We start from the raw sequence: 23,577 nt of genomic DNA, 5'->3' as shown, positions 1-23,577 counted from the left end.
GGTCGATGTTCACCGTCGGTAACCCTATTGACGTGGGAGTTTGATCCTCTTGGCATGGGCCACAAATCGACGCCCCCTGGTTTTGTACCCACACACCAACTCGGACCTGGCACCCGCACGTAGGGTGCCAGGATGCCGCTGCTTGAACGTGACGACTGCGCCCTCGTCATCATCGACGTCCAAACCGAGTTCTATGGCCCCAAACGCCTGGACGTCGACCGACTCCAGCTCCAGCGCGTGGCCGAGCGGATCGCCTGGCTCACCGCCGTGGCCGCCAGGCTGGACGTCCCGGTCGTGGTGACCGAGGAGGACCCGGACTGGAACAAGCACACCTTCGAGGTGATCGGCAAGGAGCTCCCGCCGGGCGCGGTGACGCTGCCGAAGAACGCCTTCGCCGTGTGGGACAACCCCGACATCGCCGCCGCGATCGAGGCTACGGGCCGTGGCTCGATGGTGCTGGTCGGCCTGGAGACCGACATCCGCGTCGCGCACTCCGCGATCCAGCTCACGGGGGCGGGCAAGCGCGTGGCCGTCGTGCACGACGCCACCTTCTCGCCCGGCGCCGCGCACGAGGCCGGGCTGCGGCGCCTCGACGCCCAGGGCATCGAGACGCTCACGGTCAAGGAGGTCTTCTACGACTGGATCCGCACGGTCGAGGCGGCCAACGCCTTCCACGACGCGCACCGCGACCTAGCCCGTCCTGTGGGGCTCGTCCTCTAGCGGTAGGTCCATGAGGCGCAGTTGCAACATCGCGGCGAAGCGGATCGAGGGATCCTGCAGATCGATCCCCGCCACCTCGGCCACCCGCCGGACCCGGTAACGGAAGGTGTTGGGGTGGACGTACGCGTTCGCCGACGCCGTGATCACGTCGCCGAAGGCGTCCAGCCAGGCCCGCAACGTCTCGACGAGGTGGGCGTTGTGCCTGCCGTCGTAGGCCACCAGCCGTGCGATGGGATCGATCAGCTCGTGACCGTTCGCCGCGGCCTGATCGCGCATCTCCCGCAGGAGCACGTCGGCGATCGACGCCACCCGCCGGGCGACCTGGCCGCTCATGAGCACTCTCAGCGTGTGGTCGGCGTTGGTCCTCGAGCGGCCCAACCCCGACGGTCCCTCCGCGACAGACCCGACCGGTTCGTCACTCCAGGTAGAGGAGCCTGATGCCGGTGGACGGCCGCTGCCACCGCCGCGAGAACAGGTGGTGGCCACTGGCCATACCGCCTCGCGTCGGCGCACGAACGGGAGCTGGCGCTCATCGGCAGGGTGGGTGGAAAGCGAGTTCGGGTATGTACTGCTGCCATTGCTCTGGGGTGAGCGTGCTGCCAGTCGTGGCGCAGACTCGCCGGATGGCCGAAACAAGGTCCAAATCCGACAACTCGACGATGTGATCAGCGCCGGCACTCGCGAGCGTGCGCCCGTCGGGGCGGAACGCGGCACCTTCGATCGGGCCGATGTGACCGGCGTGCATCGGTTTCCCCAGCGAGGTGGCGTGTGCCGGGTCGGACACGTTCCACATCCGTACGGTCTCGTCGTCACCGGCGCTGACCAGCGTCCGTCCGTCCGGGCTGAAGCCCGCCCAGCGAACCAGGCTGGTGTGCCCTGTCAGCGGCCGTCCGAGCGCTCTCGGGTGGGCGGGGTCGTGGACGTCCCACAGCTGGATCGTGTGACCGGCACCGGCCGTCGCCAGGACGCGTCCGTCAGGGCTGAACGCGCCCCAAAGGATACCCCCGGTGTCGCCGGTCACGATCGTCGCGAGCGGTTGCTCGTGTCCCGGTTCTCTTACGTCCCACAAGCGCACCTTGTCATCGGCGCTCGAGCCGGCGAGCGTGTGCCCGTCCGGGCTGAATCCTGCCCAGTGCGGCGGGCTGATCTGCCCGGTGAGCGGCCGTCCCCACGCGGCGGGATGCGCCGGGTCGCGGACGTCCCACAGCCTGATGGTGTGGGCGGCGCCGTCCGTGGCCATGAGCCCGGTCGGGCCGAACGCCAAGGCGTCGGCAGAGTTCGCATCTCCGATCGGGAGGGATGCGAGGGTCTGCGGTCGCGCGGGCTCGCGAACGTCCCACAGTCGTACGACCCGGTCAGCGCCGGCCGCGGCCAGAGTCCGGCCGTCGGGACTGTAGGCGACCCTGTTGACCGTGGCGCTTGTGGTAAGCGGTGGCCCCCATGCGCCGGGATGCGCCGCGTCGCGGAGGTCCCACAGCCTCACAGTGCGGTCCTTTCCCGCGCTGGCCAGCGTCCGCCCGTCGGGACTGTACGCCACGGTGTCGACCGTGCCGGTGTGGCCGGTCAGCGGGGCCCGGGGCAGGCTCCACACTCGGACGGTGTGGTCGTCACTGGCGCTGGCCAACGTGCGGCCGTCCGGTCTGAAGGCGACCCAGTTGACGAAGCCGGTGTGGCCGACCAGCGGTGGGCCCAAAGCGGCCGGGTGGGAGGGGTCGGAGACGTCCCACAGCCTGATGGTGTTGTCGGCGCCGCCGGTGGCCAAGGTACGGCCGTCGGCACTGAAGGCCACCGCGAGGAGAGTGTCGGTGTGCCCGGTCAGCGGCCGTCCCAGCACGGTGGGGTGGGCGGGATCGGACACGTTCCACAGCCGCACCGTACGGTCGTTGCCCACACTGGCCATGGTCCGGCTGTCCGGGCTGAAGGCCACGGCGTAGACGACGTCGGTGTGGCCGGTCAGCGGCGGTCCCCACGCGCGTGGGTGCGTGGGGTCGGTGACGTTCCAGAGACGGATCGTATGGTCGTGTCCGGCGCTGGCCACCGTACGTCCGTCGGGGCTCGAGGCCGCGGAGGCGACGGAGTCGGTGTGCCCTCTGAGAGGGCCCCCGACAGGCACCGGACGGGCCGGATCGGAGACATCCCACAGTCTCACCGTATGGTCGAAGCTGGCGGTGGCGAGGATGCGCCCGTCACCGCTGAAGGACACCGAGAACACGTAGCCGGTGTGACCGGTCAACGGCATCCCCCACTGCCGCGGGTGCGCGGGATCACGGACATCCCACAGCCGTGCAGTACGGTCACGGCTCGCGCTGGCCAGGGTGCGGCCGTCAGGACTGAACTGCAACCAGTAGACCCAACTGGTGTGCCCGGACAGCGGTGGGCCCAGTGGGGTGGGATGGGTGGGATCGGACATGTCCCACAACCGGATCGTGTTGTCACGGGCGCCCGTGGCCAGGGTGCGGCCGTCAGGACTGAACGCCACCGCGTACACCGCCTGGGTGTGCCCGGTCAGCTGGTTGGACAGGGGGATGTTCTGGGTGTCCAGCAAGCTGGTCGACGCCTCCCGCGTCGGCCGGATCCGGTAGGCCACCAGTTCGAGCTGGGCGGCGAGCGACGGGTCGCTGTCACGAAGCTGGTCCGCTTCGGTGAGCACCTGTTCGGACATGGCTCTGTCGCGCTCGGCTTGGGCCGTGGAGCGTTGCTGGAAGGCGACGCCAGCAGCGGTGAAGGCGACCAGCGTGAGTACGGCCAGCGCGCCGACCGCCGCACGGCGCAGCATGACGGAACGGTTCTGTTGCCGATCCGACGCGACGAGGAATTTTTCGACGCCTTCGGTGAGCAGGACGTCGCCGCGGTGGCGTTCGGCCCACTCGGCCGCGACGGCAAGTCGACCGCCGCGATACAGGAGACTGTGGTCGCGGTGCTCGCGTTCCCAGGTCGAGGCCGCCACCGTCAGTTGCTGGAGGACCAGCAGCCCGGCGCGGTCCACATTGATCCACTCACGCAGGCGCGGCCACGCGTACAGCAGTGCCTCATGGGTCATCTCGACGGTGTCGGTGTCCAGGGTGACGAGATGGGCACGGGTCAGCGCATCCATCACCTCGGCGGTGTCCGGATGAGTGTCGAGGTCGCTGCGGAGAACACGCCGTTTCGTGTCGCCCGTGCCGTCGCCGATGGCGACGAGCCGCAGGAAGACTCCTCGCGCCAGGTTCTGCTGCTCGATGGTGAGGCCGGCGTAGACGGCCTCGGCGGTCTGGGCGAGCGCATGCTGGATGCCACCCGCGGCCTCGTAACCGGACAAGGTCAGAGCGTTGCCGCGGCGACGCCGCCACGTCTCACGCAGGGCATGCGAGACCAGGGGGAGCACGTTCGCCTGCCCGACGGCGTCGGCGACGACACGGGCGAGCAACGCGCCCTCGATCACGCAACCGGCTCGGATCGCGGGCTTGCTGATCGCCCGACGTAGTTCGTCCGCGGTCATCGAACCGACGAGCAATTGGGTGTCCCGCAGCGCCTCGACCAGAGCGGGATGCTCCGCGCACCGTGCGAAGAAATCGGCTCGAACACCGAGGACCACGCGCGTTCGGCTGTTGGCGGCGCCGGCGGCCGTGGCCAGCCCATCGATGAACGACCTGCGCTCCTGAGTGCTCTGGCAGAGGGCGAAGACCTCCTCGAACTGGTCCACCACCACCAGTAATTCGCTGCCTTCCGGCCGATCGGCCAGAATCTGCAACGCGGTGAGGTGCAGAGCCCGTGGATTGTCCGCCAGTTCGTCCCGCAGGGCGTTGGCCGATCCTCCGCTCAGGGCGGCCAGCCGTGCGGCGCATTCTTCCAGCGGATGTGGGCCGGGCGTGAATAACAGCGTGGGCCACGCGGCGCTTTCGGACCTCGTACCGTGAATCGCGGACAGGAGCCCGGCCCTCAGCAATGACGACTTTCCGGAGCCGGACGCACCGAAAACGGCGACAAAGCGATTGTCGCGTACCCGCGATACCAGATCCTCGGTGAGTCGTTCCCTGCCGAAGAACCATTCCGCGTCCTCGGGCTGGAATGCGGCCAGCCCCACGTACGGGGCGCGCGCCCCGTCGTCAGGCGCAACGGGAAACGCGTCGGCCGAATCGGTTTTCGCGCGGTCCGCGGCCAGCTGCTGCCATCGGACCTCCCATTCCGACGGATCACCTCCGCAGGCCCGCACATAGGCGAGCGCGACGGCCAGGCTCGGCAGTCTCCTGCCCGAGGCCGCATCGGCCAGTGTCGTCGGCGAGTAGTGGGCCCGGCCGGCCAATTCGCGGTACGGCGGGCTTCCCGCTTCCGCTCGCAATAGTCGCAGGTCAGCGGCAAAACGCGTTAACGCGCTGCCATCGTCGTCCAACGGCCGTTCGGCTCGTGGCATCTCAGAAACCCCCGTTTCGAATCCCCGGGGCACATTGTCCGGATCCTGTTGTCCGGCGTCTACCCCCCGACACCGGACAACGCTCCACCAGTAGAAACCGACTGAGCCCGTCCAGACGGGACCGGAGAACGGGAGGTAGAGATGAAACGCGACAAGCCGCCCAGGCTCGCGACAGGCTCCACGGCCGCGCGGTTCGCACGCAAGGCGGCGCTGCTTTCGGTCGGAGCGACCATGGCCTTCGCCGCGATTCCCGCGCTTACCGCGCACGCCGACGGAAGAGTCCAGTGGAAGAACCTCGGCATGGGGCGATATCTGGAGGTCTACAAGTCCTCGAAGCAGAAAGGCGCCATCGTCGGCGCGTGGCCGGGAAACGGCAGCAAGACGCAGTACTGGTACGACGTGAAACTCTCCAAGGGCGGGTATTACGCGGAGTTCAATTACAACAGCAAGCTCCTGCTGACCGCCTACACCGACTGCAACCAGGGGGTGACGCAGTGGCCCACGTCCCCAGGAAACTATGCGTACACGACCCAGCAGTGGCGGGAACACCATCTTTCCAGCGATGAGGGATGGGCTCTCATCAACAAGGCCGGGTGCAGTGGCAACGAGTGGACCGACATTCTTTCCATCCATCCCCAGCACCCCGACTGGTACAACGTGTACCTGTTCTCCGAGAAATCCGGCCCCTGCGACATCTCTTATTGGCCGGACGCGGGACCCCAGAGCTACTGCTTGTGGAAATAGAAAACAGAGGAGCCGCTTGACCATGGAACGCGCATTCCCGCACAAAAGACGAGCAGCGGTGGTCGTGGCCCTGAGCGCGGCGGTTCTCGCCGCCGGCGGAGCCGCCACGGCGATGGCCACGGCCCGGGGCCCAGGTGGGCCGGCGGCCGGTAACACCCCTGCGCCCGTCGAGAGCACCAACGGGCCGACGCCCGCCCCCGACTCGACATCGGACCCGGCCGATCACCTACCGCCGGAGCCGGCGCCAACCTCCGAGCCTTCTCTCGGCCCGATCCCGAAGATCACGGACCGGAATCCGCTCCCCATGCCGCTGGATTCGGTGATGACTTCGCTGAGCGACATCAAGCTCATCGAAACCGCCGGCGGACTGAAGGCCCGCGACTGCATGAGGTCACTCGGATTCGCGCACTGGACACCGGAGAGCGTTGCCAGCCCCGCGGACGACAAGGACTCCGATGTGCTCGACTACCTCGCGCCGTCGGATGTCGCCCAATCCGGGTACCCATCGATCTTCATCAACAAGTCCGGCCAGGCGAGCCTCAAGAAGTCCGCCTCGCAGTCGGACCCGAGTCCGGACGCCCTGCGCGCCTACCTCGGCACCGAGTCCAGGACGGCCGCGGGCGCCGCGGTGCCTGAAGGCGGTTGTGAGTCCAAGGGGGACAGCGACGTGCGGGGCGATGCCCTGGACCTTCCTGTCGACCCACGACTGCTCGCGGGAGAGGCGAAGTTCGCAGCCCTGCGCGATCAACGGATGATGAAGATCTTCGCGACCTGGAGCTCCTGCATGGAGCGGCGCGGCCTGCATTACGACGATCCGCTCAGTGCCCAGGTCGACCCGCGGTGGGGGACCCGTACGGCAGGCACTCCGGCGAGCGCCGATGAGAAGAGCACGGCGGCGGCCGATGCGGCCTGCCAGCAGGAGGTCAACCTCGTCGGCACGTACAAGGCGCTGGAGATCGCCTATCAGCAGCAGCTGCTCGGCACTTACCGGTCGCAGCTCACGACGGCTCTGTCGATCTTCGGTACGTGGGTCTCGAACGCCAAGTCCGTCATCGCCAAAGGCTGACCGTCTCCCATAGGGCCCGGCCGGCCCTACCTTCTCACCCGATCCGCGACGCGCTCCCTTCCGGCGTGCCGAGCTTCCCGTGACCGACGGTGAGCTCGGCACGCGGTCACGGGTGGCTTTCGCATGCCCCGAGCAAGGAGAGACCAGAGATGAAAGCGCATCGGCGCTGGATCCCGCTTGTCGGAATGAGCCTGATCGCCTCGATTTCCTTACCCCCGGCGATCGCCACGGCATCGCCCACCGACCCCTCGCAGTCCCCGCAGCCACAATCCGCTCAGCCCGCGCCCACTGCTTCAACCGCTGGGAGCACCGTCGACGCACAACAGCGGGACGGGGTGCTGCCGAAGGACTGGCGATCGTCCAGCGACGTCGCATGGACCACGAACGGTGACGCCACCGGCCTTCATCTGCTGGCGGCCGACGCGTCCAGCGGCTACACCTGGCGCACGGTCGCGACCCTGGCAGAGCCCGGGCTGGAGACCGACCAGTGGATCGGAAACGCGTGTTTGACGGCTTCAGGACAGCGCGCCGTCGTGGTCTACGCCCCCCGGTCGTTCACCAACAAGCCCGAGCTCGCCCGCAGGGGAGCATTCACGGCGGTGGTGGACATGAGTTCGGGAGCCGTCACGAAGCTGCCCATCACCACGAGCCTCTCGTACTTCAACCCGGGCTGCGGGACGGGGGAATCCGCCATCATCACGCAGGAGGGCGACGAGGACCTCGGGGCGACCCGGCTCTTCCGCGTCGACGCGGAGACCGCCAAGCCCGGTAAGGCGCTGAAGGTCGAGGGGCAGGTCACCTCCGCGGTCCCCACCGATGACGGGATCGTGGCCGCCAAGGGCGCCCGGCTCGTGCGGCTCGGTCAGGACGGCCGGACGACGCCGCTGGCGGACACCGCCAACATCCCCTTCGACCTGCGGGTGGACGCGGAAGGCGGTGTCGAGTATCTGGACCACGTGGACAAGGACGTCCGGGTTCTACGGACTGTCGGAACGCGGACCACGACGCTCGTGAACGGCCCCCTCGGCGCCGTCGGACTGGCCCCTGGCACGGATGGCAGGGTCTTCATCACCGGAAACCCGTCGTCGCTCACCGCTCTGCCGTCGTCGGTACAGCAGCTGAACGTGCCTGCGAGGGCACAGGTCTCGACCCAGGGCCGGGCGACGCTCACCAGCGTGGACGCGAAGAATCCCGTCAGCCGGGAAATCGGGGCCCCGGTCGATCCCGACCGCCCCGAGCCCGTCCAGATGGAGGCGCTGATCCCGGAGACGGGCAAGACGGTGGCCTTCAACGTCGAGCCCGGTGAACGGCCCAGCAGCCGGTACGCGGATGGCCGCGCGCCCGTACGGCTGCAGGGGCCGAATCAGGCACACCCATCCGCCACCGCGTCATCCAGCAACCCCGTCGACACGGACAGGTACTGCTCGATACCACGCAACGACGTGAACGCACAGGCATACCAGCCGACCCCACGTCAGGTCGAGTGGGCGGTCGACCTCGCGGTGCTGGGAAATCTCAACGTCCTCCGCCCAGCCGGATATCGCGGATTCGGACTTCCCGACTACAGACCCCAGGGCTTGTTCCCCCCAGGTCCGGGACTGGCCGGGGGTGGCCACGTGCCGCCGCAGGTCTTCCTCGGCATCCTCTCGCAGGAATCGAACCTGTGGCAGGCGGACCGCTACGGCAAGTCGGGCGAATACAGCAACCCCCTGATCGGAAATTTCTACGGGCTCAAGGCGGACAGCACCACCGGCGAGATCAACGACTGGACCATCCACTGGGACAACTCCGACTGCGGCTACGGCATCTCGCAGATGACCGACGGCATGCGCCTGGCCGGCCATGCGAAGGAGCACGAGACGCCGCTCCCACCGACGCAGCAGCGGGCGATCGCCCTGGACTACGCGGCCAACATCGCCGCCGGCCTGAAGCTGGTGTCGGACAAGTGGAACGAGCTGTATCCGATCATGAAAGCCAACAACGGCGACCCCAGCAGAATCGAGAACTGGTATTACGCGACCTGGGCATACAACAGTGGATTCCACGCGCAATCGGAGGCGGCGGCCAACCACGGTGCGTGGGGCCTGGGCTGGTTCAACAACCCGGCCAATCCACGCTACAACCCGGATCGGGAGCCTTTCCTGTACGGCAACTCGTGGTCCGACGCGGCGCATCCGGAGCGCTGGACCTATCCGGAGAAGGTCATCGGGTTCGCGTCCTGGTCGATCGACACTCCTGACGGCCCCGGCTTCCGGCCGGCCTGGTGGAACAACGATGATCAGCGTAAACGCGCGACGCCGCCGATCAACCAGTTCTGCGACAACTCCAACGAATGCGAGCCCGGCAAGAAGTATCAACCGACCGATCCCGACGTCAAGAACGAAAAGCCCGGACCGTGTGCGCACCAATACAACGGCCTTTACGACCTGCACTGCTATTACCACCAGTCGTCGACCTGGAAGAATGACTGCGATTCCAGCTGCGGTCACGAGCTGATTCGCTTCGACGCGAGTTATCCGGAACAACCCGACGGCACCCATTACCCGCCCCAGTGCGACCAGGGCGCAGGCCTGCCTTCCGGCGCACTCGTCATCGACGACGTACCGAGCGGCACCTACATCGCACGATGCGGTAAGTCGGTGTCCAGCGCAGGGACATTCAGCTTCGACTTCGATCCGAACCACCACAACCCCAGCACCTACACCGCCAAGATCGATCTACATCAACTCGGGGGCGGCAACGGCGGACACACCTGGTTCGCCCACTCACGGACACCGGGCGACGAGTTCGCGATGAAGGGGACCTGGACTCTCAACCGGAGCGTCAACGGCTGGGCACGGGTATTGATCCACACGCCCGACCACGCCGCCCATTCCCGCGAAGCCACGTACAGACTCAATGACACCCTGAAGTCGTTTCGGGTGGTGCCGCAGCGCACACAGGCCAACGCGTGGGTATCGCTCGGCGTGTTCAAGTTCGCTGGCGCCCCGGCAATCACGCTGGGCAATGAAACCGACGATGGCAGCGGGCTGGAGGACCTCGCCTGGGATTCCGTCGCGGTCCAGCCTCTGTCCGCCAAGCCCAAGGACATCGTGGTGGCGCTGGGCGACTCCTACTCCTCCGGCGAAGGGGCCTCGCAGCGGAGCAATCCCAGCGACTACTACAAGGAGAGCGATGTCGACGGCACCGACAAGGTGTGGCGCGACGCTTGCCACCGCTCGCCGTACGCCTGGTCTCGGCAGGCGACGATCCAGGACAGCTCGACGAGCGTAGGCGACAGGGCCGACCACTGGGACTCCGCGATGGACTACCACCTCATCGCCTGCTCCGGAGCAGTGACCGCCAACGTTCTCCCGGCGACCGTCGATGACGTTCCCGGCGGACACAAGGAATACAGCGAGTTGCCCCAGCTCTCCCAGGGGTATCTCAACGAGAACACCACGCTGGTGACCATCTCCATCGGAGGGAACGACGCCAGATTCTCCGACATCGTCAAACAGTGCATCTACAAGGCCACGCCCTTCCTCTGTGAGGACACGACGCTGTCGGGAGACTCGGACGAGCTGAGCGTCGCCGAACCACAACGGATCAAGGGGCCCGTGCACAAGGCCATCAAGACCGTCCTACTGAAGATCCACGAGCTCGCCCCCAACGCCAAGATCATGCTCATGGGGTATCCGAAACTGCTGGAACGCCAAGGACAATGCATCACAGGAATCGCCGTCCCGGAGGCGGCCTGGCTGAACGACACAGCTGACGTTCTCGCCGACGAGATGAAACAGGTCGCCGCCGAGGCCACCACCGCCGGTGCGCCGACCTGGTTCGCCGACCCTCGCGGTAACTTCGCCGGGCAGGGGGTGTGCGGAGACCCGGAAACCATTCACGGAGTCGTGCTCGACAAGACTCCTGGTGACTCGCCCGTGGCCGATTTTCCCGGAGCTCCGACGATCTCGTCGCAGTCGTTCCATCCGAAGATCCCGGGCGCCGCGAACTATGCCGGCGCCGAAAACGCGATTCTGCGGAAGATGGGCATGTAGCTGAAGCGACGGGTGCCGCCGAGCTCAACCCTCGGCGGCACCCGTCGTCATCCGCCCGGCCGGGCCGCCCTGACGACGCCGCTCGGACCCGGCTTGGGCTGGAGGTGGAGATATCTACAGGGAGAGTGGAGCGACAACCGCAATGGCGGCGGCCGGGCAATCGGAGAGGCTCCGATGCATGGCAAACTCGTACTTCGCCACCGGGTGGCGGAAATACGGCTGGCTGGCGGCCGGCATAGCGCTCGGACTATTCGGCACGAACAGCGAATGGTCGATTCCGATCGCCGGCTGGCTGTTCTCCATCGGTCTGATGCGGTTCACCAGAAGCTCCAGGGTGCTCGCCGGACTCGCGTGCATCGGCCTGTCGGCGACGGCGACGACGGTCGTCTACGTCGCGGCCGCGGGCCAGTCCGGTGTCCTGCCCATCCTGCTCGGCTGTCTGCTGCTGAGCCTGATCCTGAGTATTCCGCTGCTGGCCGACCGGCTGCTCTTCCAGCGGTTGAATCCGTTTCTGGCCACGCTGGTCTTCCCGGCGGCCCGGGTGACGGTCGAATTCCTGGTCGCGGCGATCAGTCCGCTCGGGACGATTTTCGGGCCGTTGGCCGCGACGCAGTCGGCGAACCTGCCGCTGCTCCAGACGGTGTCCGTCACCGGCATCTACGGGCTCAGCTTCCTGATGGCCTGGGTCGCACCGGTCGTCAATCTCGCGCTGGAACGCCGGCTGCACTGGCCGTCGATCCGGACCGTCGCGTTGACGTACGTCTCGGTGCTCGTACTCGTCCTCATCGGCGGTGGCCTGCGGCTGGCCATGGCGCCGACGGCGCCGAGTCTGGTGCGTGTCGCCGGCATCAGCGCGTCGCTCGCGGCCGAGGGCCGTATGCGACAGATCAACAACTTCCACACGCCGCAGGTCCTGCCCGAGCAGAAGCCGACGCTGCGCAAGGCGTTCGCGGTGCTCAACGACGACCTGTTCGCCCACAGCCGGATCGAGGCCGACGCCGGCGCGAAGATCGTGGCCTGGCCGGAGACCGCCGCCGTCGTGCTCAACGAGGACTTCCCCGATTTCCTGCGGACCGCCCAGAGCCTGGCCAAAGAGAAGCAGATCTATCTCGACATGGGGATAGCCGTCATCCTCGACGGCCAACCGCACTCACGCGACATCGCCGTGCTCGTGGGACCCGACGGCAAGCTGCTGTCGACCTTCGACAAGGCGCATCCCGTACCCGGTATGGAAAGCCTTCGGCCCGGCGACGGCATCGTGCCGGTGTCCGAGACGCCGTACGGCAGGCTGGCCAACGTCATCTGCTTCGACGCAGATTTCCCCAGCACGCTCCGCACGCACGCCGACATCATGTTCGTCCCCGCCAACGACTGGAAAGGCATCGAGCGTACGCACTCGGCGAACGCGGTGTTCCGCGCCGTCGAGAACGGATACTCCCTCGTCCGGCAGACCAGCGGCGGCATCGCGATCACCGTCGACGCCTACGGTGCGAGCCTGGCCAGGACGAACTACTTCAGCACCACGCAGCAGAGCATGATCGTGTCCGTGCCGACGCGAGGCACCTGGACGGTCTACGGCCTGGTCGGCGACCTGTTCGCCTGGCTCTGCGTCACGAACGTCGTCGGGCTGACGGGACTGGCCATCTTCCGGCGAATCGGACACCAGGGCTGATCGTGGGCTTTCCTGATGAGAGTGCGATGATGCCACCAGCGCGGAACGGGGGAGACAAACGATGAGGGCGAGGCTTGCGACACCGGTGCGCGCGCTGGCCATGATCGGCCTGTCGGTCGCCGGTATCTGCGCCGCCGTCCTGGTCGTGGTCAGTGCCGCACTGATGCTGGTCGGCGTCGGCCGGTATGTGTTCCCGCCGGCCGTGTCGCTGCTGCGGACGGTCGCGGACGCGGCCCGGCGGCTGGCGGGCCGGCTCGGCGTGGACATCGAGCGTCCCTACGGCCCCCAAACGGACGCGGTCGCGCTGCTGAAGGAGCGTGCGACCTGGCGGGACGTGCTCTGGGCGGTCCTCGACCCGATCATGGGCACGTGGGCGGCCGCGCTGGCGCTCGGCATGCCGCTCTACGGGTTGTACGGCGCAGCCGTACAACCCTTCGTGTGGCAGGCGAACGCCCGAGCCGGCGGCACCAACTCCTACGGCGTCATCCACGTGACCTCGACGGCCAGCGCGTTGGCGGCGGTCCCGGCCGGGCTCGCGTTGATCGCGCTCGGCCTGTACATCGGGCCGAAGGTGCTGGGGCTGCGCGCCCGGTGGGCGCGCGGCCTGCTCGGGCCGTCACGGACGACCGAGCTGGAGCAGCGGGTCGACACGTTGGTGGAGACGCGCGCGGACGGTGCCGACGCGCAGGCCGCGGAACTGCGCCGGATCGAACGCGATCTGCACGACGGCGCGCAGGCACGGCTGGTCGCGGTGGGCATGGGGCTCGGCAATGCCGAGCGGCTGTTCGACGAGGACCCGGAGGCGGCGCGCGCCCTGCTGGCCACGGCTCGGGAGGCCTCGTCGAAGGCGTTGGACGAGCTGCGCGACCTGGTGCGGGGCGTTCACCCGCCGGTGCTGGCCGACCGTGGCCTCGCCGACGCGATCCGAGCCCTGGCGCTGGATTGCATGCTCGATGTCGAAGTGTCGTCCGATCTGACCGGACGGCCATCGCCACCGGTCGAGTCGGCCGTCTACTTCGCCGTCAACGAACTGCTCGCCAACACCAGCAAACACGCGGGCGCGGCGTTGGTCCGTGTCACCCTCGGCTACCGGCACGGCGTGCTCAGCTGCGATGTCGTCGATGACGGCGACGGTGGCGTCGATCCGGCCAATGGCACCGGGCTGCGTGGCATCCAAAGCCGACTGGCCGTCTTCGACGGAACGATCGCCGTCGACAGCCCGCCCGGCGGACCTACTCGTGTGCATCTGGAGGTGCCGTGCGCGATCAGATCCGAGTAGTCGTCGCCGAGGATCTGTTCCTCATCCGGGACGCGTTGATCCGCATGCTCACCGAGCACGGCTTCACGGTCGTGGCCGCCGTCGACAACGGCCCGTCCCTGCGCAAGGCGCTGGCCGAGGAGCGGCCCGACGTCGCGGTCGTCGACGTACGGCTGCCGCCGTCGTTCACCGACGAGGGCCTGCAAGCCGCGATCCAGGCGCGCCGCGAGCGGCCCGGCTTCCCGGTGCTGGTGCTGTCGCAGTACGTGGAGCAGCTCTACGCCCGTGAACTGCTCGCGGACGGCGCCGGCGCGGTCGGCTACCTGCTGAAGGACAGGGTGTCCAACACCGAGCAGTTCATCGACGCGGTCAAGTCGGTGACCCGTGGCGGTACGGCGATGGACGCGCAGGTCGTGGCCAAACTGCTGACCCGGGGGGACGCGCGCGGCCGTACGGCGGAATTGAGCCCCCGCGAACGCGAGGTGCTGAGCCTGATCGCCGCAGGGCGCTCCAACGCGGCGATAGGTCATCAGCTCACGATCTCCGCAAGCGCGGTCAACAAACACATCTCCAGCATCTTCGGCAAGCTCCACCTGCCGGAGTCCGAGGACGACAACCGCCGCGTCCTGGCCGTGCTCGCCTATCTCAACCGCTGACAGGACGCCGACGGGTCAGGAGGATCGCATGGCAGATGCTTTGATGGCGGGCAAGGGCGATGGTCGGGCGAGTGCCGAGGCCGTGGGCAGTGATTGGCGAGTGGCGCTCGAGCCGGGTGATGACGTCGTCGGCAAGGCGGCGTCGGTGCGGCCGAGTGGGCGGCAGCTGGCCTGGCTGGCCCTCGAGCGGACCGCGTTCCTGCACTTCGGCGTCAACACCTTCACCGGCCAGGAGTGGGGCTACGGCGACGAGGACCCCGAGCTGTTCCAACCCGAGGACCTCGACACCGACGAGTGGGCCCGCGAGCTGAGCGCGGCCGGGTTCCGGCTGGCGATCCTCACGGTCAAGCACCATGACGGCTTCGTCCTGTACCCGTCGAAGCTCACCACCCACACGGTCGCCTCCTCGACGTGGCGAGCCGGACGGGGCGACGTCCTCAGGGATTTCGTCACGTCGATGCGCGGTCACGGCCTCAAGGTGGGCGTCTACCTCTCCCCGGCGGACGAGCACGAGCCCACCTACGCCAACGGCAGCCAACGCCGGCCCCGCCGGATCGGCGACCTGACCCTCCCCGCCAGCGACTACGGCGCCTACATGCTGGGCCAGCTGCACGAGATCCTCACCGGGTACGGGCCCATCGACGAGGTCTGGTTCGACGGCTCGCTGGGGCGCATCCCCGACGGCCGCGCCGAGCACTACGACTTCGACAGCTGGTACACCCTGATCAGGACCCTCTCCCCGGACGCCGTGATCGCCAACTGCGGCCCCGACGTCCGCTGGGTGGGCAACGAGACCGGCCTGGCACGCGAGGACGAGTGGAACGTCGTCCCCGTGCGCGTCGACCGCGAGCGCGTCGACGTGCTGCCGACGTATGACGCCCCCGACCTGGGCAGCCGCCGGGCCCTGGAGAACGCCACCTCCGCGCAGGACCACCTCGCGGCTTCGCCCTCATGGTTGCAGTGGTGGCCGGCTGAGGTTGACGTGAGTATCCGTCCCGGATGGTTCTACCACGACGACGAGCGGCCCAAGACGCCCGAAGATCTCATGGCGATCTACGGCGAGTCCGTGGGCAGGGGTGCGGTGCTGCTGCTCAACATTCCGCCCGACCGCCGTGGACACCTGCCCGCCGAGGACGTCGCGGTCCTGCGCGAGTGGGCGTCCATGATCGAGCGTGACTGGGAAGGCCCGCTCCCTGCCAGGCGCGACGGTGAGGTGCTGGAGTTCGACGAGCCTGCCGAGGTCGCCCGCCTGGCCCTGGCCGAGGACCTGCGCCACGGCCAGCTCATCGAGGACGTGGTCGTCGAGGCCGAGCAGGAGGACGGCTGGCAGCGGATCGCCGGATGCGGGACGGTCGGCGCCAAACGCCTCATCACGCTCCCCGCCCGGGTGACGGCCCGCCGCTTCCGCGTGCGGGTCCTCCGCGCACGCGCCACCCCCACCTCACGACGATCGATTTGTACGGCAACGCCTGATTCGTCCCGGTTTACCGGTTTATTTCGGGACGAAGTTTGGGCCAACCCATTGACGCGCCCCGCGCGATGCCGTTACTAAATGCATTTAGTAACCGCGAGGAGGCAAGAGTGGACGGCCCGACGATCGCCGACGTAGCCCGCCTGGCCGGTGTGTCGAAGGGCGCGGTGTCCCTGGCGCTCAACGACAAGCCGGGCGTCAGCGAGGAAACCCGCCAGCGCATCAAGCAGGCGGCCAAGGACCTCAACTGGCGCCCCAGCATCCACGCCCGCGCCATGCTCCGCTCCCGCGCCTTCGCTGTCGGCCTGGTGCTCGCGCGCGACCCGCGCCACCTGGCCCTCGACCCGTTCTTCGCCGGCTTCCTTGGCGGCGTCGAGACCGTGCTGGCGGGCAGTGGCTCGGTGCTCGTGCTCCAGGTGGTCGGCAGGGACGAGCGGGCGGAGGCCGAGAGCTACCGCGGCCTGGCCACCGAGCGCCGCATCGATGGCGCTTTCCTGCTCGACATCCGCCGCGACGACGGCCGGCTCCAGCTGCTGTCGGAGCTCGGCCTGACCGCCGTGGCGATCGGCCCGGCCACCGTGGACTACGGCGCCACCCCGGCCGTGGGTATCCGCGACGCCGACGGCATCACGGCCGCCGTCGACCATCTGGTGGAGCTGGGTCATCGCAGGATCGCCTTCGTCGAAGGGGATCCGGCCTACCTGCACTCCAGCTCCCGCCTCGACGCGTGGCTGCAGGCCATGCGCGGTCACGGGCTGCCCGCCGTACTGCATGAAGTGGGTTACTTCACCGGAGACGGCGGGGCGGCGGCGACGCGGCGGCTGCTCGCGCGGGAGCAGCACAGGCCGACCGCGATCGTCTACGCCAGCGACCTGATGGCCGTCGCCGGGATGTCTGTGGCGCGGGAGGCCGGGCTGCGGGTGCCGGAGGACCTGTCGGTGACAGGGTTCGACGACAACCCGGAGGCCGCGCATCTGCATCCCGCGCTCACCACCGTGCACCAGGATCCCGTCTCCGTCGGGGCGGCGGCCGCCGAGCTGCTGCTGGCCCTCATCGACGGCCGGGACGGCCGGCCGGACACGGTCGCGCCCCGGCTGATCACCCGCGCTTCGACCTCGCCTCTTTCCTGACCCCCCACCGATAAGGAACGCGCCATGTCCTCATCACCCCTATCTCGTCGTGCCCTTTTCCGGGGCGCCGCCGGTGTCGGCGGGCTGCTCGCGCTCGGCGCCTGCTCCACCACCAAGAGCCCGGGCGCGAAGAGCGCGGCCAAGATCGTCGACGTGAGCCACTGGGACCAGCTGGTCAGCCAGGAGCCGTGGGTCAAGAAGGAGATCGAGCTCTTCCAGGCGGCCCACCCGAGCATCGCGATCAAGCGCACCCAGCAGGCCAGCGGCGACCTGGGTAACCTGCTCGACCTGGCCTGGCGGGGCGGCAGCGCGCCCGACATCTTCAAGGTGCCCAGCGACAAGCTGGACGACTACGTGGCCGACGGGCGGGTGCTCGACCTCGGCAAGTACGCCACGGCCGACTGGCAGAAGACGTTCCCGCCGTACTCGTTCGTCGAGGGGATCAACACGTTCGGCGGCAAGATCTACAGCTCTCCCTTCGAGGGGGACGCGCCCTGGGTGCAGCTGTACATCAACAACAAGGTCTTCAAGGACGCCGGGCTGGTCGAGGCCGACGGCAACGTGAAGATCCCGAAGACCTGGGACGAGGTCACGCTGTTCGCCGAGCAGATCACCAAGAAGGGCAACGGCAGCGTGCACGGCATCGGCTTCGGAAACAGCGCCTTCTCGATCATCCCGTGGTGGGTGGAGCTGTTCACCGCGGGCGCGGGCTTCCCGGGTTCGATGCCGCCCGGCTTCCCCGGTGGGCTCGACCCGCGTACCGGCAAGTTCACCCGCACCACCGAGCGGGCCATCAGCGACTTCCTCACGCTCTTCCTGGAGTGGAAGAGCAAGGGGTTCGTCACGCCGAACGCGCTCAGCATGGACGACGAGATCTCCCGGCAGCAGTTCGCGCGCGGCAAGTTCGGCATGATCGTGGGCGGCGTGTGGAACCAGCCCGGCTGGAGCGAGCTGGGCTTCACCGACTACTCGGTGACCACCCTGATCACCGCGGACGGGCAGCCGAAGAGCTTCTTCTACTACGGGCCCGGCAAGTACAACCTGGCGATCTCGGCCACCGCCAAGCACCCGGACGAGACCTGGGAGTGGTTCAAGTGGTGGAACGGCCCCGAGGCCGGAGCCAGGTACGTGCAGGAGCTCAAGGGCGGCGTCTCCATCCATCCCGAGGCCAACGACCCGAGCAAGGTGGACTTCGCGCCGTTCGCCGCCTTTGTGGGCATGACCAAACTCAGCCTGGCCGGCCCGAATCCGGCGCTACGCAACCCGGCGACCGGCAGCGTGGTCGTCAAGAAGATCACCCCCGACTTCGACGCCATCTGCACCGGCCTGTTCACCGGGCAGATCAAGGACATGGGCGCGGCGCTGTCTCGACTGCAGGAGCAGCAGGAGAAGGCGTTCAACGACGCGCTGGCCAAGGCGGCGGCCAAGGGGCACAAGGCGACGATCGCCGACTACACCTTCAGCGACTGGGATCTCACCAAACCGTATAAGTGGGACATCCCTCAGTACATCACCACGAAATGACCGCCGAGCTCGCCGGGGCGGCCAGGAGCGCCGCCCCGGTCACCCGCAACGGAACGCTCTGGCGCAGGATCCGCGAGAACCGCTGGACCTACGCCTACCTGGCGCCCTTCGTGGTGCTCACCTCGGTGTTCGTGATCTACCCGATCTTCGCCTCGGCCGGTTACACGCTCTACGAGTGGAACGGCCTGGGAGATCCGTCCGACTTCGTCGGGCTGCGGAACTTCCGCGACGTGGTCGGCGACGGCTTCTTCTGGAGCTCATTCAGGCACGCGGCGATCTACACGGTCGTGCTCGTGCCCGTGCAGCTGGTACTCGCGCTCTCGCTGGCGCTGGTGTTGAACAACCGCAAGCTGCGCGGCTCAACGTTCTACCGGGCGATCTACTTCCTGCCCGCGGTCACGTCGGTGGCCATCGTGGGCGTCGTGCTGAAGCTGATGCTGTCCAACTTCAGTGACGTGATCAGCCAGCCGCTGGTCAAGCTGGGGCTGATCGACCAGCCGGTGGACTTCCTCGGCAACCCCGACGCCGTGCTCTGGGTGATCATCGCGGTCGGCATCTGGAACACGCTCGGCTACAACATGGTCTACTTCCTGGCCGGGCTGCAGGCGATCCCGAAGGAGCAGTACGAGGCCGCCCAGATCGACGGCGCCGGGCGGGTCGCCCAGTTCGTCCACGTGACGGTGCCCGGGCTGCGCAGCGTCGGCGTGGTCATCGTGTTCCTCGCCATCATCGGCAGCCTGCAGGTCTTCGACCTGGTGATGGTGCTGACGGGCGGCGGGCCGTACTTCGCCTCGGAAGTGGTGAACACCTACATCTACCACCAGGCCTTCGGCGGCACGATCGGCAGCGGCGCGGGCGGAGAGCCGAACGTCGGCTACGCCTCCGCGGCGTCGTTCTTCTTCGGGCTCATCCTGCTGGTGCTCACGTTCGGGCAGTTGTGGGCGGTCAGGAAGTTGCGCTCACGGAAGGGGGGAGCGGAGTGAGGCGCGCGTTCACCCACATCATGCTGCTCGGCTTCGGCTTCGCCTACGTCTACCCGTTCCTGTGGGCGGTCGGCAGCTCGCTGAAGTCGCCGATCGACTTCCTCGACACCGGGCTCGGGCTCAAGCCGACCACGTTCATGTGGGACAACTACGTCAAGGCGTGGGACCAGGCCAGCTTCGGCACGTACTTCCTCAACACGCTGATCATCTCGGTGACCACGGTCGCGTTCGTGCTGCTGCTGACAGCGATGGCCGGGTTCGCGCTGGCCCGGCACACCTTCCCGGGGAAGAAGGCGCTGATCGGGGTGGTGCTGGCGACGTTCCTGCTGCCGCACGGATACACGATCATCCCGGTGTTCGACATCGTGAAGGCGCTCGGGCTGCTCGACACGCTCTGGTCGGTGATCCTCGTCCAGGTCGGTGGCGGGCTGGTGTTCGGGACGTTCATGTTCATGGCCTACTTCCAGACGATGCCCCGCGAGCTGGAGGAGGCCGCGCGGGTGGACGGGGCCGGGTACAACACGCTGTTCTTCCGGGTGATCCTTCCGCTGTCGCGCCCGATGGCGGCCACGCTCGGGCTGTTCACGTTCATCAGCTCGTGGAACAACTTCTTCCTGCCGCTGGTGTTCACGCTGGGCAAGCCGGAACTGCGCACGCTCGGCGTCGGGTTGTACGCCTTCACCAGCCAGACGTCCACGAACTGGACGCTGCTGTGCGCGGGAGCGATCATCTCGCTGGCGCCGATCGTGGTCGTCTTCATCGTCGCCCAGCGCTACGTGGTCGACGCCATCGCCGGCGCGGTGAAGGCCTGAGAGACGTCCACCGGCTGGACCCGCAGGCCTCCGCCTGCGGGCCCACCTCCCAGGAGGCCAGGGAAGTGCGGCTGCGGATCATGACGTGGAACATCCTCGACGGCGGCCGGTTCGGGGTGGCGGCGCTGATCGCCGCCGTCCGCGCGGACGTGATCGTCACGATCGAGACGTACGGCCTGGGCGCCGAGATCGGGGCCGCGTACGGCCACCAGGGAGTGCCGATCACCCGCAGGCCGCCGGGCGAGGGCGACAACCTCTGGCTGTTCAGCCGGTATCCGATCGCCGAGGCCTATCCCGAGCCGACAGGGGAGCACCTGTCGTCGTTCAACGCGGGCGGGGTGCGGCTCGGCCTCGGCGGTGGGCGGGAGCTGGACGTCTTCCCCGTGTGGCTGCATTACCTCGACGACCTGGTGGGAGAGCTGGAGCGGGGCAGGCGGGAGGGCCTCGATGAGCTCGACCACGCCCGACATGTTCAGATCAAAGCCCTTCTCTACGACTATGTCGCCACGCACGGCAGCCCGGATCGGCCCGCGATCCTGGCGGGCGACTTCAACACGGTCTCTCACCTGGACTGGGGTGACGTGGTCGAGGGAAGGGTGACCAGAGAGGTGCAGCAGGCCGGGTTCCAGGACGTCTACCGGTCGCTGCGGCCGGATGTGCTCACCGATCCCGGCGGATCATGGGATGTGCTCAAGCGGTTCGACGGGGCCTATCGCATCGACTACCTCTTCACCCGCGGCGCGATCGATCCCGTCGCGACCTGGATGCTGGGGGAGCGCGCCCCCGGCGATCCGCCGCAGGACTTCTTCTCCGACCACGCAGCGCTCATCGCCGACCTGAGGATCCAGTCATGAACATCATTCCTCGTCCCGCCCGACTGACCAGGCAACCGGGCTTCTGGCGGCCGACTCCCGACGGGGTCACGCTGCGTATCGAGCGGACCGGACTGGGGCCGGAGGGATACCGGCTCTCCGTGACGCCCGACGGAGTGCTCGCCACCGCCGAGGACGAGCGCGGGTTGCGGTGGGCGGAGCAGACGCTGCGCCAACTGGAGGCCGATGGACAGGTGCCGTGCGTCGAGATCGAGGACGCCCCGCGCTTCCCCTGGCGGGGCGTGATGCTGGACGTGGGCCGCTGGTGGTTCCCCGTCGGCTTCCTGCGCCGGATGATCGACCTGGCCGCCCTGCACAAGCTCAACGTCGTCCACCTGCACCTCACCGACGACCAGGGCTGGCGCATGGAGATCGAACGCTACCCACGGCTGACCGAGGTGGGCGCCTGGCGCGCGGAATCCATGCTCGGCCACCACCGCGACCAGCGCTACGACGGCCGCCCGCACGGCGGCTTCTACACCAAACAGGAGCTACGTGAACTGGTCGAGTACGGCACGAGCCGCGGCGTGACCCTGGTCCCGGAGATCGACCTGCCCGGGCACATGCGCGCGGCCATCGCCGCATACCCGCACCTGGGCAACCACCCGGAGGCCGAGCTGCCGGTGCCGGGCGAGTGGGGCGTGCACGAGCAGGTGCTGAACGTGGAGGAGGAGACGATCCGCTTCTGCCAGGACGTGCTGGCCGAGGTCATGGAGGTCTTCCCGAGCCCGTACGTGCACATCGGCGGCGACGAGTGCCCGAAGCAGGAATGGCGCGAGTCGCCACGCGTCCAGCAGCGGATGCGCGAGCTGGAGCTGCCTGACGAGGACGCGCTGCAGAGCTGGTTCGTCGGCCGGATGGCGGAGTTCCTGTCCGCCCATGGCCGCCGCCTGGTCGGATGGGACGAGATAGTGGAGGGCGGGCTCGTTCCGGGCGCCACCGTGATGTCGTGGCGGAGCGAGGAGGGCGGCATCGCCGCCGCCAAGGCGGGGCACGACGCCGTGATGTGCCCGTCCTCGCACACCTACTTCGACCACTACCAGGCCGACCCCGATACCGAGCCGCTGGCCATCGGCGGGCTCACCACGCTCGCCCAGGTGTACGCCTACGAGCCCGTGCCCGCCGGGCTGGACGCCGGCGCCGCCCACCACATCCTGGGCACTCAGGGGCAGGTGTGGACGGAGTACCTGCCCACACCGGAGCAGGTGGAGTACATGGCCTTCCCACGACTGTGCGCCCTGGCCGAGGTGGCCTGGGGCACAACCGGCGACTTCGCCGAGTTCGAGGAGCGGCTGGCGCGCCATGTGCCGCACCGGCTCACTTAGCTGGCGATCCTTCCTGCCGAGAATCACCCGAGACAGCCGGCTGACCCGCTTTACACCGGCGTCCTAGGCGAACGGCCGCCCCGCCAGGGCCGACTCCGGCGCGACACCCAGGGCTGCGAGCACGTGCGCGTGAACGTCGGCTTGCTCCAGCCGGGCGGGTGGCCGGGTGGGGACGCCCGGTCCCGACGCGGCGATCCAGGCGGTGCGCTCGGGCTCGCTCTCGCCGCCGTGGCCGCCCTCGTCGGCATGCCCGTGGTCGGTCACCGCGATGACCGTCCAGCGCTCGGCGGCGAAGCCGGGCCGGTTCTCGATGGCGGCGATCACCTGGCCGATGCGCCGGTCCGAGCTCTCGATCGCCTCGGCGTAGGCGGGCGTCAGGCCCTGGTCGTGCGCCACCACGTCGGGCAGCCCGAAGTAGACGAACGCCGCGGAGATGGAGTCACCTCCGAGCACCTTCGCGGCGTCATCGGCGACCATCTGGTCGGCGTCGTGCCACGCGGGCAGCGTGGGCGGGTCCTCGCCGTAGGGCAGCCTGCCGCCGCCCAGGAAAATGGGCCCGCCCAGGGTGTCGGTGACGAGCTGAGGCCAGCATCCCGAGGCGTACGTGGTGCCGCCACGCTGCCTGACCCGAGTCAGAAAGTCCGGATATTTCGCGAGATGGTGGCCGCGCAGGTCGTTGCCGTAGATGCCGTGCCGGTCGGCGAGCACGCCGGTGGCGATCGTGGCCCAGCCAGGTCCGGAGATCGTCGGCCCCGCGTCGTTGACCCGCACCGGGGCGAGGAACCCGGCAGCCTCGATCGCGTCCAGCGTGGGCGTGCGCGCCGCCCGCAGGGTGTCATACCTGACCCCGTCGACACCGAAGACGACGACGTGGTCACGGATGCTGTGCTCAGTCACCCGTTGATCGTCGTCGTGCC

General features: G+C 68.2%; 17 protein-coding genes. 14 read left to right on the top strand and 3 right to left on the bottom strand.

The features are described 5' to 3' along the window. Positions 1-132: 132 nt before the first annotated feature. On the top strand, positions 133-720 hold the full coding sequence (locus ACIBHX_RS15330; RefSeq protein WP_397067689.1) for an isochorismatase family protein: 588 nt from the start codon (positions 133-135) through the stop codon (positions 718-720). Here the strand turns inward: ACIBHX_RS15330 and ACIBHX_RS15325 are convergent. After that, entirely contained in the window at positions 691-1,098 is a 408-nt protein-coding gene (locus ACIBHX_RS15325) for a PucR family transcriptional regulator (RefSeq protein WP_397067688.1), read from the bottom strand. The genes ACIBHX_RS15330 and ACIBHX_RS15325 overlap by 30 nt on opposite strands. A 151-nt stretch (positions 1,099-1,249) precedes the next feature. Next, positions 1,250-5,089: a helix-turn-helix domain-containing protein gene (locus ACIBHX_RS15320; protein WP_397067687.1), complete on the bottom strand. Its 3,840-nt coding sequence runs from the start codon at positions 5,087-5,089 to the stop codon at positions 1,250-1,252. Between the two features lie 162 nt (positions 5,090-5,251). Between ACIBHX_RS15320 and ACIBHX_RS15315 the strand changes: the two genes are divergently transcribed. The 13 genes from ACIBHX_RS15315 (at position 5,252) to ACIBHX_RS15255 (ending at position 22,660) form a co-directional block, all read left to right on the top strand. After that, a complete protein-coding gene (locus tag ACIBHX_RS15315) occupies positions 5,252-5,854 on the top strand; it encodes an RICIN domain-containing protein (RefSeq protein ID WP_397067686.1) in 603 nt (200 codons plus the stop codon). A gap of 22 nt (positions 5,855-5,876) precedes the next feature. Then, a complete protein-coding gene (locus ACIBHX_RS15310; RefSeq protein ID WP_397067685.1) occupies positions 5,877-6,920 on the top strand; it encodes a hypothetical protein in 1,044 nt (347 codons plus the stop codon). 149 nt (positions 6,921-7,069) lie between these two features. Then, positions 7,070-10,957: a hypothetical protein gene (locus tag ACIBHX_RS15305; RefSeq protein WP_397067684.1), complete on the top strand. Its 3,888-nt coding sequence runs from the start codon at positions 7,070-7,072 to the stop codon at positions 10,955-10,957. A 178-nt stretch (positions 10,958-11,135) separates the two neighbouring features. After that, positions 11,136-12,629, top strand: coding sequence for a nitrilase-related carbon-nitrogen hydrolase (locus ACIBHX_RS15300; RefSeq protein ID WP_397067683.1), 1,494 nt, complete (start codon positions 11,136-11,138; stop codon positions 12,627-12,629). A gap of 61 nt (positions 12,630-12,690) precedes the next feature. After that, on the top strand, positions 12,691-13,908 hold the full coding sequence (locus ACIBHX_RS15295; RefSeq protein WP_397067682.1) for a sensor histidine kinase: 1,218 nt from the start codon (positions 12,691-12,693) through the stop codon (positions 13,906-13,908). Further along, the gene (locus ACIBHX_RS15290; RefSeq protein ID WP_397067822.1) at positions 13,899-14,543 is read left to right on the top strand and encodes a response regulator; all 645 of its coding nucleotides are present in this window, start codon (positions 13,899-13,901) and stop codon (positions 14,541-14,543) included. The genes ACIBHX_RS15295 and ACIBHX_RS15290 overlap by 10 nt, the downstream gene beginning before the upstream one ends. Before the next feature lie 28 nt (positions 14,544-14,571). Then, the gene (locus ACIBHX_RS15285; RefSeq protein WP_397067681.1) at positions 14,572-16,095 is read left to right on the top strand and encodes an alpha-L-fucosidase; all 1,524 of its coding nucleotides are present in this window, start codon (positions 14,572-14,574) and stop codon (positions 16,093-16,095) included. A gap of 29 nt (positions 16,096-16,124) precedes the next feature. Beyond that, positions 16,125-17,144, top strand: coding sequence for a LacI family DNA-binding transcriptional regulator (locus tag ACIBHX_RS15280; RefSeq protein ID WP_397067680.1), 1,020 nt, complete (start codon positions 16,125-16,127; stop codon positions 17,142-17,144). Positions 17,145-17,168: 24 nt separating this feature from the next. Then, complete coding sequence (locus ACIBHX_RS15275) at positions 17,169-18,668, top strand: ABC transporter substrate-binding protein (RefSeq protein ID WP_397067679.1); 1,500 nt, start codon at positions 17,169-17,171, stop codon at positions 18,666-18,668. After that, positions 18,665-19,651 carry a carbohydrate ABC transporter permease gene (locus ACIBHX_RS15270; RefSeq protein WP_397067678.1) on the top strand — a complete coding sequence of 329 codons (987 nt, stop codon included), beginning with the start codon at positions 18,665-18,667 and terminating at the stop codon, positions 19,649-19,651. The genes ACIBHX_RS15275 and ACIBHX_RS15270 overlap by 4 nt, the downstream gene beginning before the upstream one ends. Then, positions 19,648-20,463, top strand: coding sequence for a carbohydrate ABC transporter permease (locus ACIBHX_RS15265; RefSeq protein WP_397067677.1), 816 nt, complete (start codon positions 19,648-19,650; stop codon positions 20,461-20,463). The genes ACIBHX_RS15270 and ACIBHX_RS15265 overlap by 4 nt, the downstream gene beginning before the upstream one ends. Positions 20,464-20,528: 65 nt before the next feature. Next, the gene (locus ACIBHX_RS15260; protein ID WP_397067676.1) at positions 20,529-21,317 is read left to right on the top strand and encodes an endonuclease/exonuclease/phosphatase family protein; all 789 of its coding nucleotides are present in this window, start codon (positions 20,529-20,531) and stop codon (positions 21,315-21,317) included. Beyond that, positions 21,314-22,660, top strand: coding sequence for a beta-N-acetylhexosaminidase (locus ACIBHX_RS15255; protein WP_397067675.1), 1,347 nt, complete (start codon positions 21,314-21,316; stop codon positions 22,658-22,660). Before ACIBHX_RS15260 ends, ACIBHX_RS15255 begins: the two co-directional genes overlap by 4 nt. A 63-nt stretch (positions 22,661-22,723) precedes the next feature. Here the strand turns inward: ACIBHX_RS15255 and ACIBHX_RS15250 are convergent, their stop codons facing one another. Beyond that, a complete protein-coding gene (locus tag ACIBHX_RS15250; RefSeq protein WP_397067674.1) occupies positions 22,724-23,557 on the bottom strand; it encodes an alkaline phosphatase family protein in 834 nt (277 codons plus the stop codon). Positions 23,558-23,577: the final 20 nt, after the last annotated feature.

Origin of the sequence: Nonomuraea sp. NPDC050536 (assembly GCF_044457685.1) — a bacterium.
GTDB lineage: Bacteria > Actinomycetota > Actinomycetes > Streptosporangiales > Streptosporangiaceae > Nonomuraea.
The sequence above is the reverse complement of the archived record's forward strand: the minus strand, read 5'-3'. Positions and strand labels throughout refer to the sequence as shown.

Coding starts and splice junctions, on each gene's coding strand:
- ACIBHX_RS15305 (WP_397067684.1), top strand. CDS start 7,070: ATGAAAGCGCATCGGCGCTGGATCCCGCTTGTCGGAATGAGCCTGATC.
- ACIBHX_RS15295 (WP_397067682.1), top strand. CDS start 12,691: ATGAGGGCGAGGCTTGCGACACCGGTGCGCGCGCTGGCCATGATCGGC.
- ACIBHX_RS15300 (WP_397067683.1), top strand. CDS start 11,136: ATGGCAAACTCGTACTTCGCCACCGGGTGGCGGAAATACGGCTGGCTG.
- ACIBHX_RS15310 (WP_397067685.1), top strand. CDS start 5,877: ATGGAACGCGCATTCCCGCACAAAAGACGAGCAGCGGTGGTCGTGGCC.
- ACIBHX_RS15255 (WP_397067675.1), top strand. CDS start 21,314: ATGAACATCATTCCTCGTCCCGCCCGACTGACCAGGCAACCGGGCTTC.
- ACIBHX_RS15285 (WP_397067681.1), top strand. CDS start 14,572: ATGGCAGATGCTTTGATGGCGGGCAAGGGCGATGGTCGGGCGAGTGCC.
- ACIBHX_RS15330 (WP_397067689.1), top strand. CDS start 133: ATGCCGCTGCTTGAACGTGACGACTGCGCCCTCGTCATCATCGACGTC.
- ACIBHX_RS15270 (WP_397067678.1), top strand. CDS start 18,665: ATGACCGCCGAGCTCGCCGGGGCGGCCAGGAGCGCCGCCCCGGTCACC.
- ACIBHX_RS15275 (WP_397067679.1), top strand. CDS start 17,169: ATGTCCTCATCACCCCTATCTCGTCGTGCCCTTTTCCGGGGCGCCGCC.
- ACIBHX_RS15315 (WP_397067686.1), top strand. CDS start 5,252: ATGAAACGCGACAAGCCGCCCAGGCTCGCGACAGGCTCCACGGCCGCG.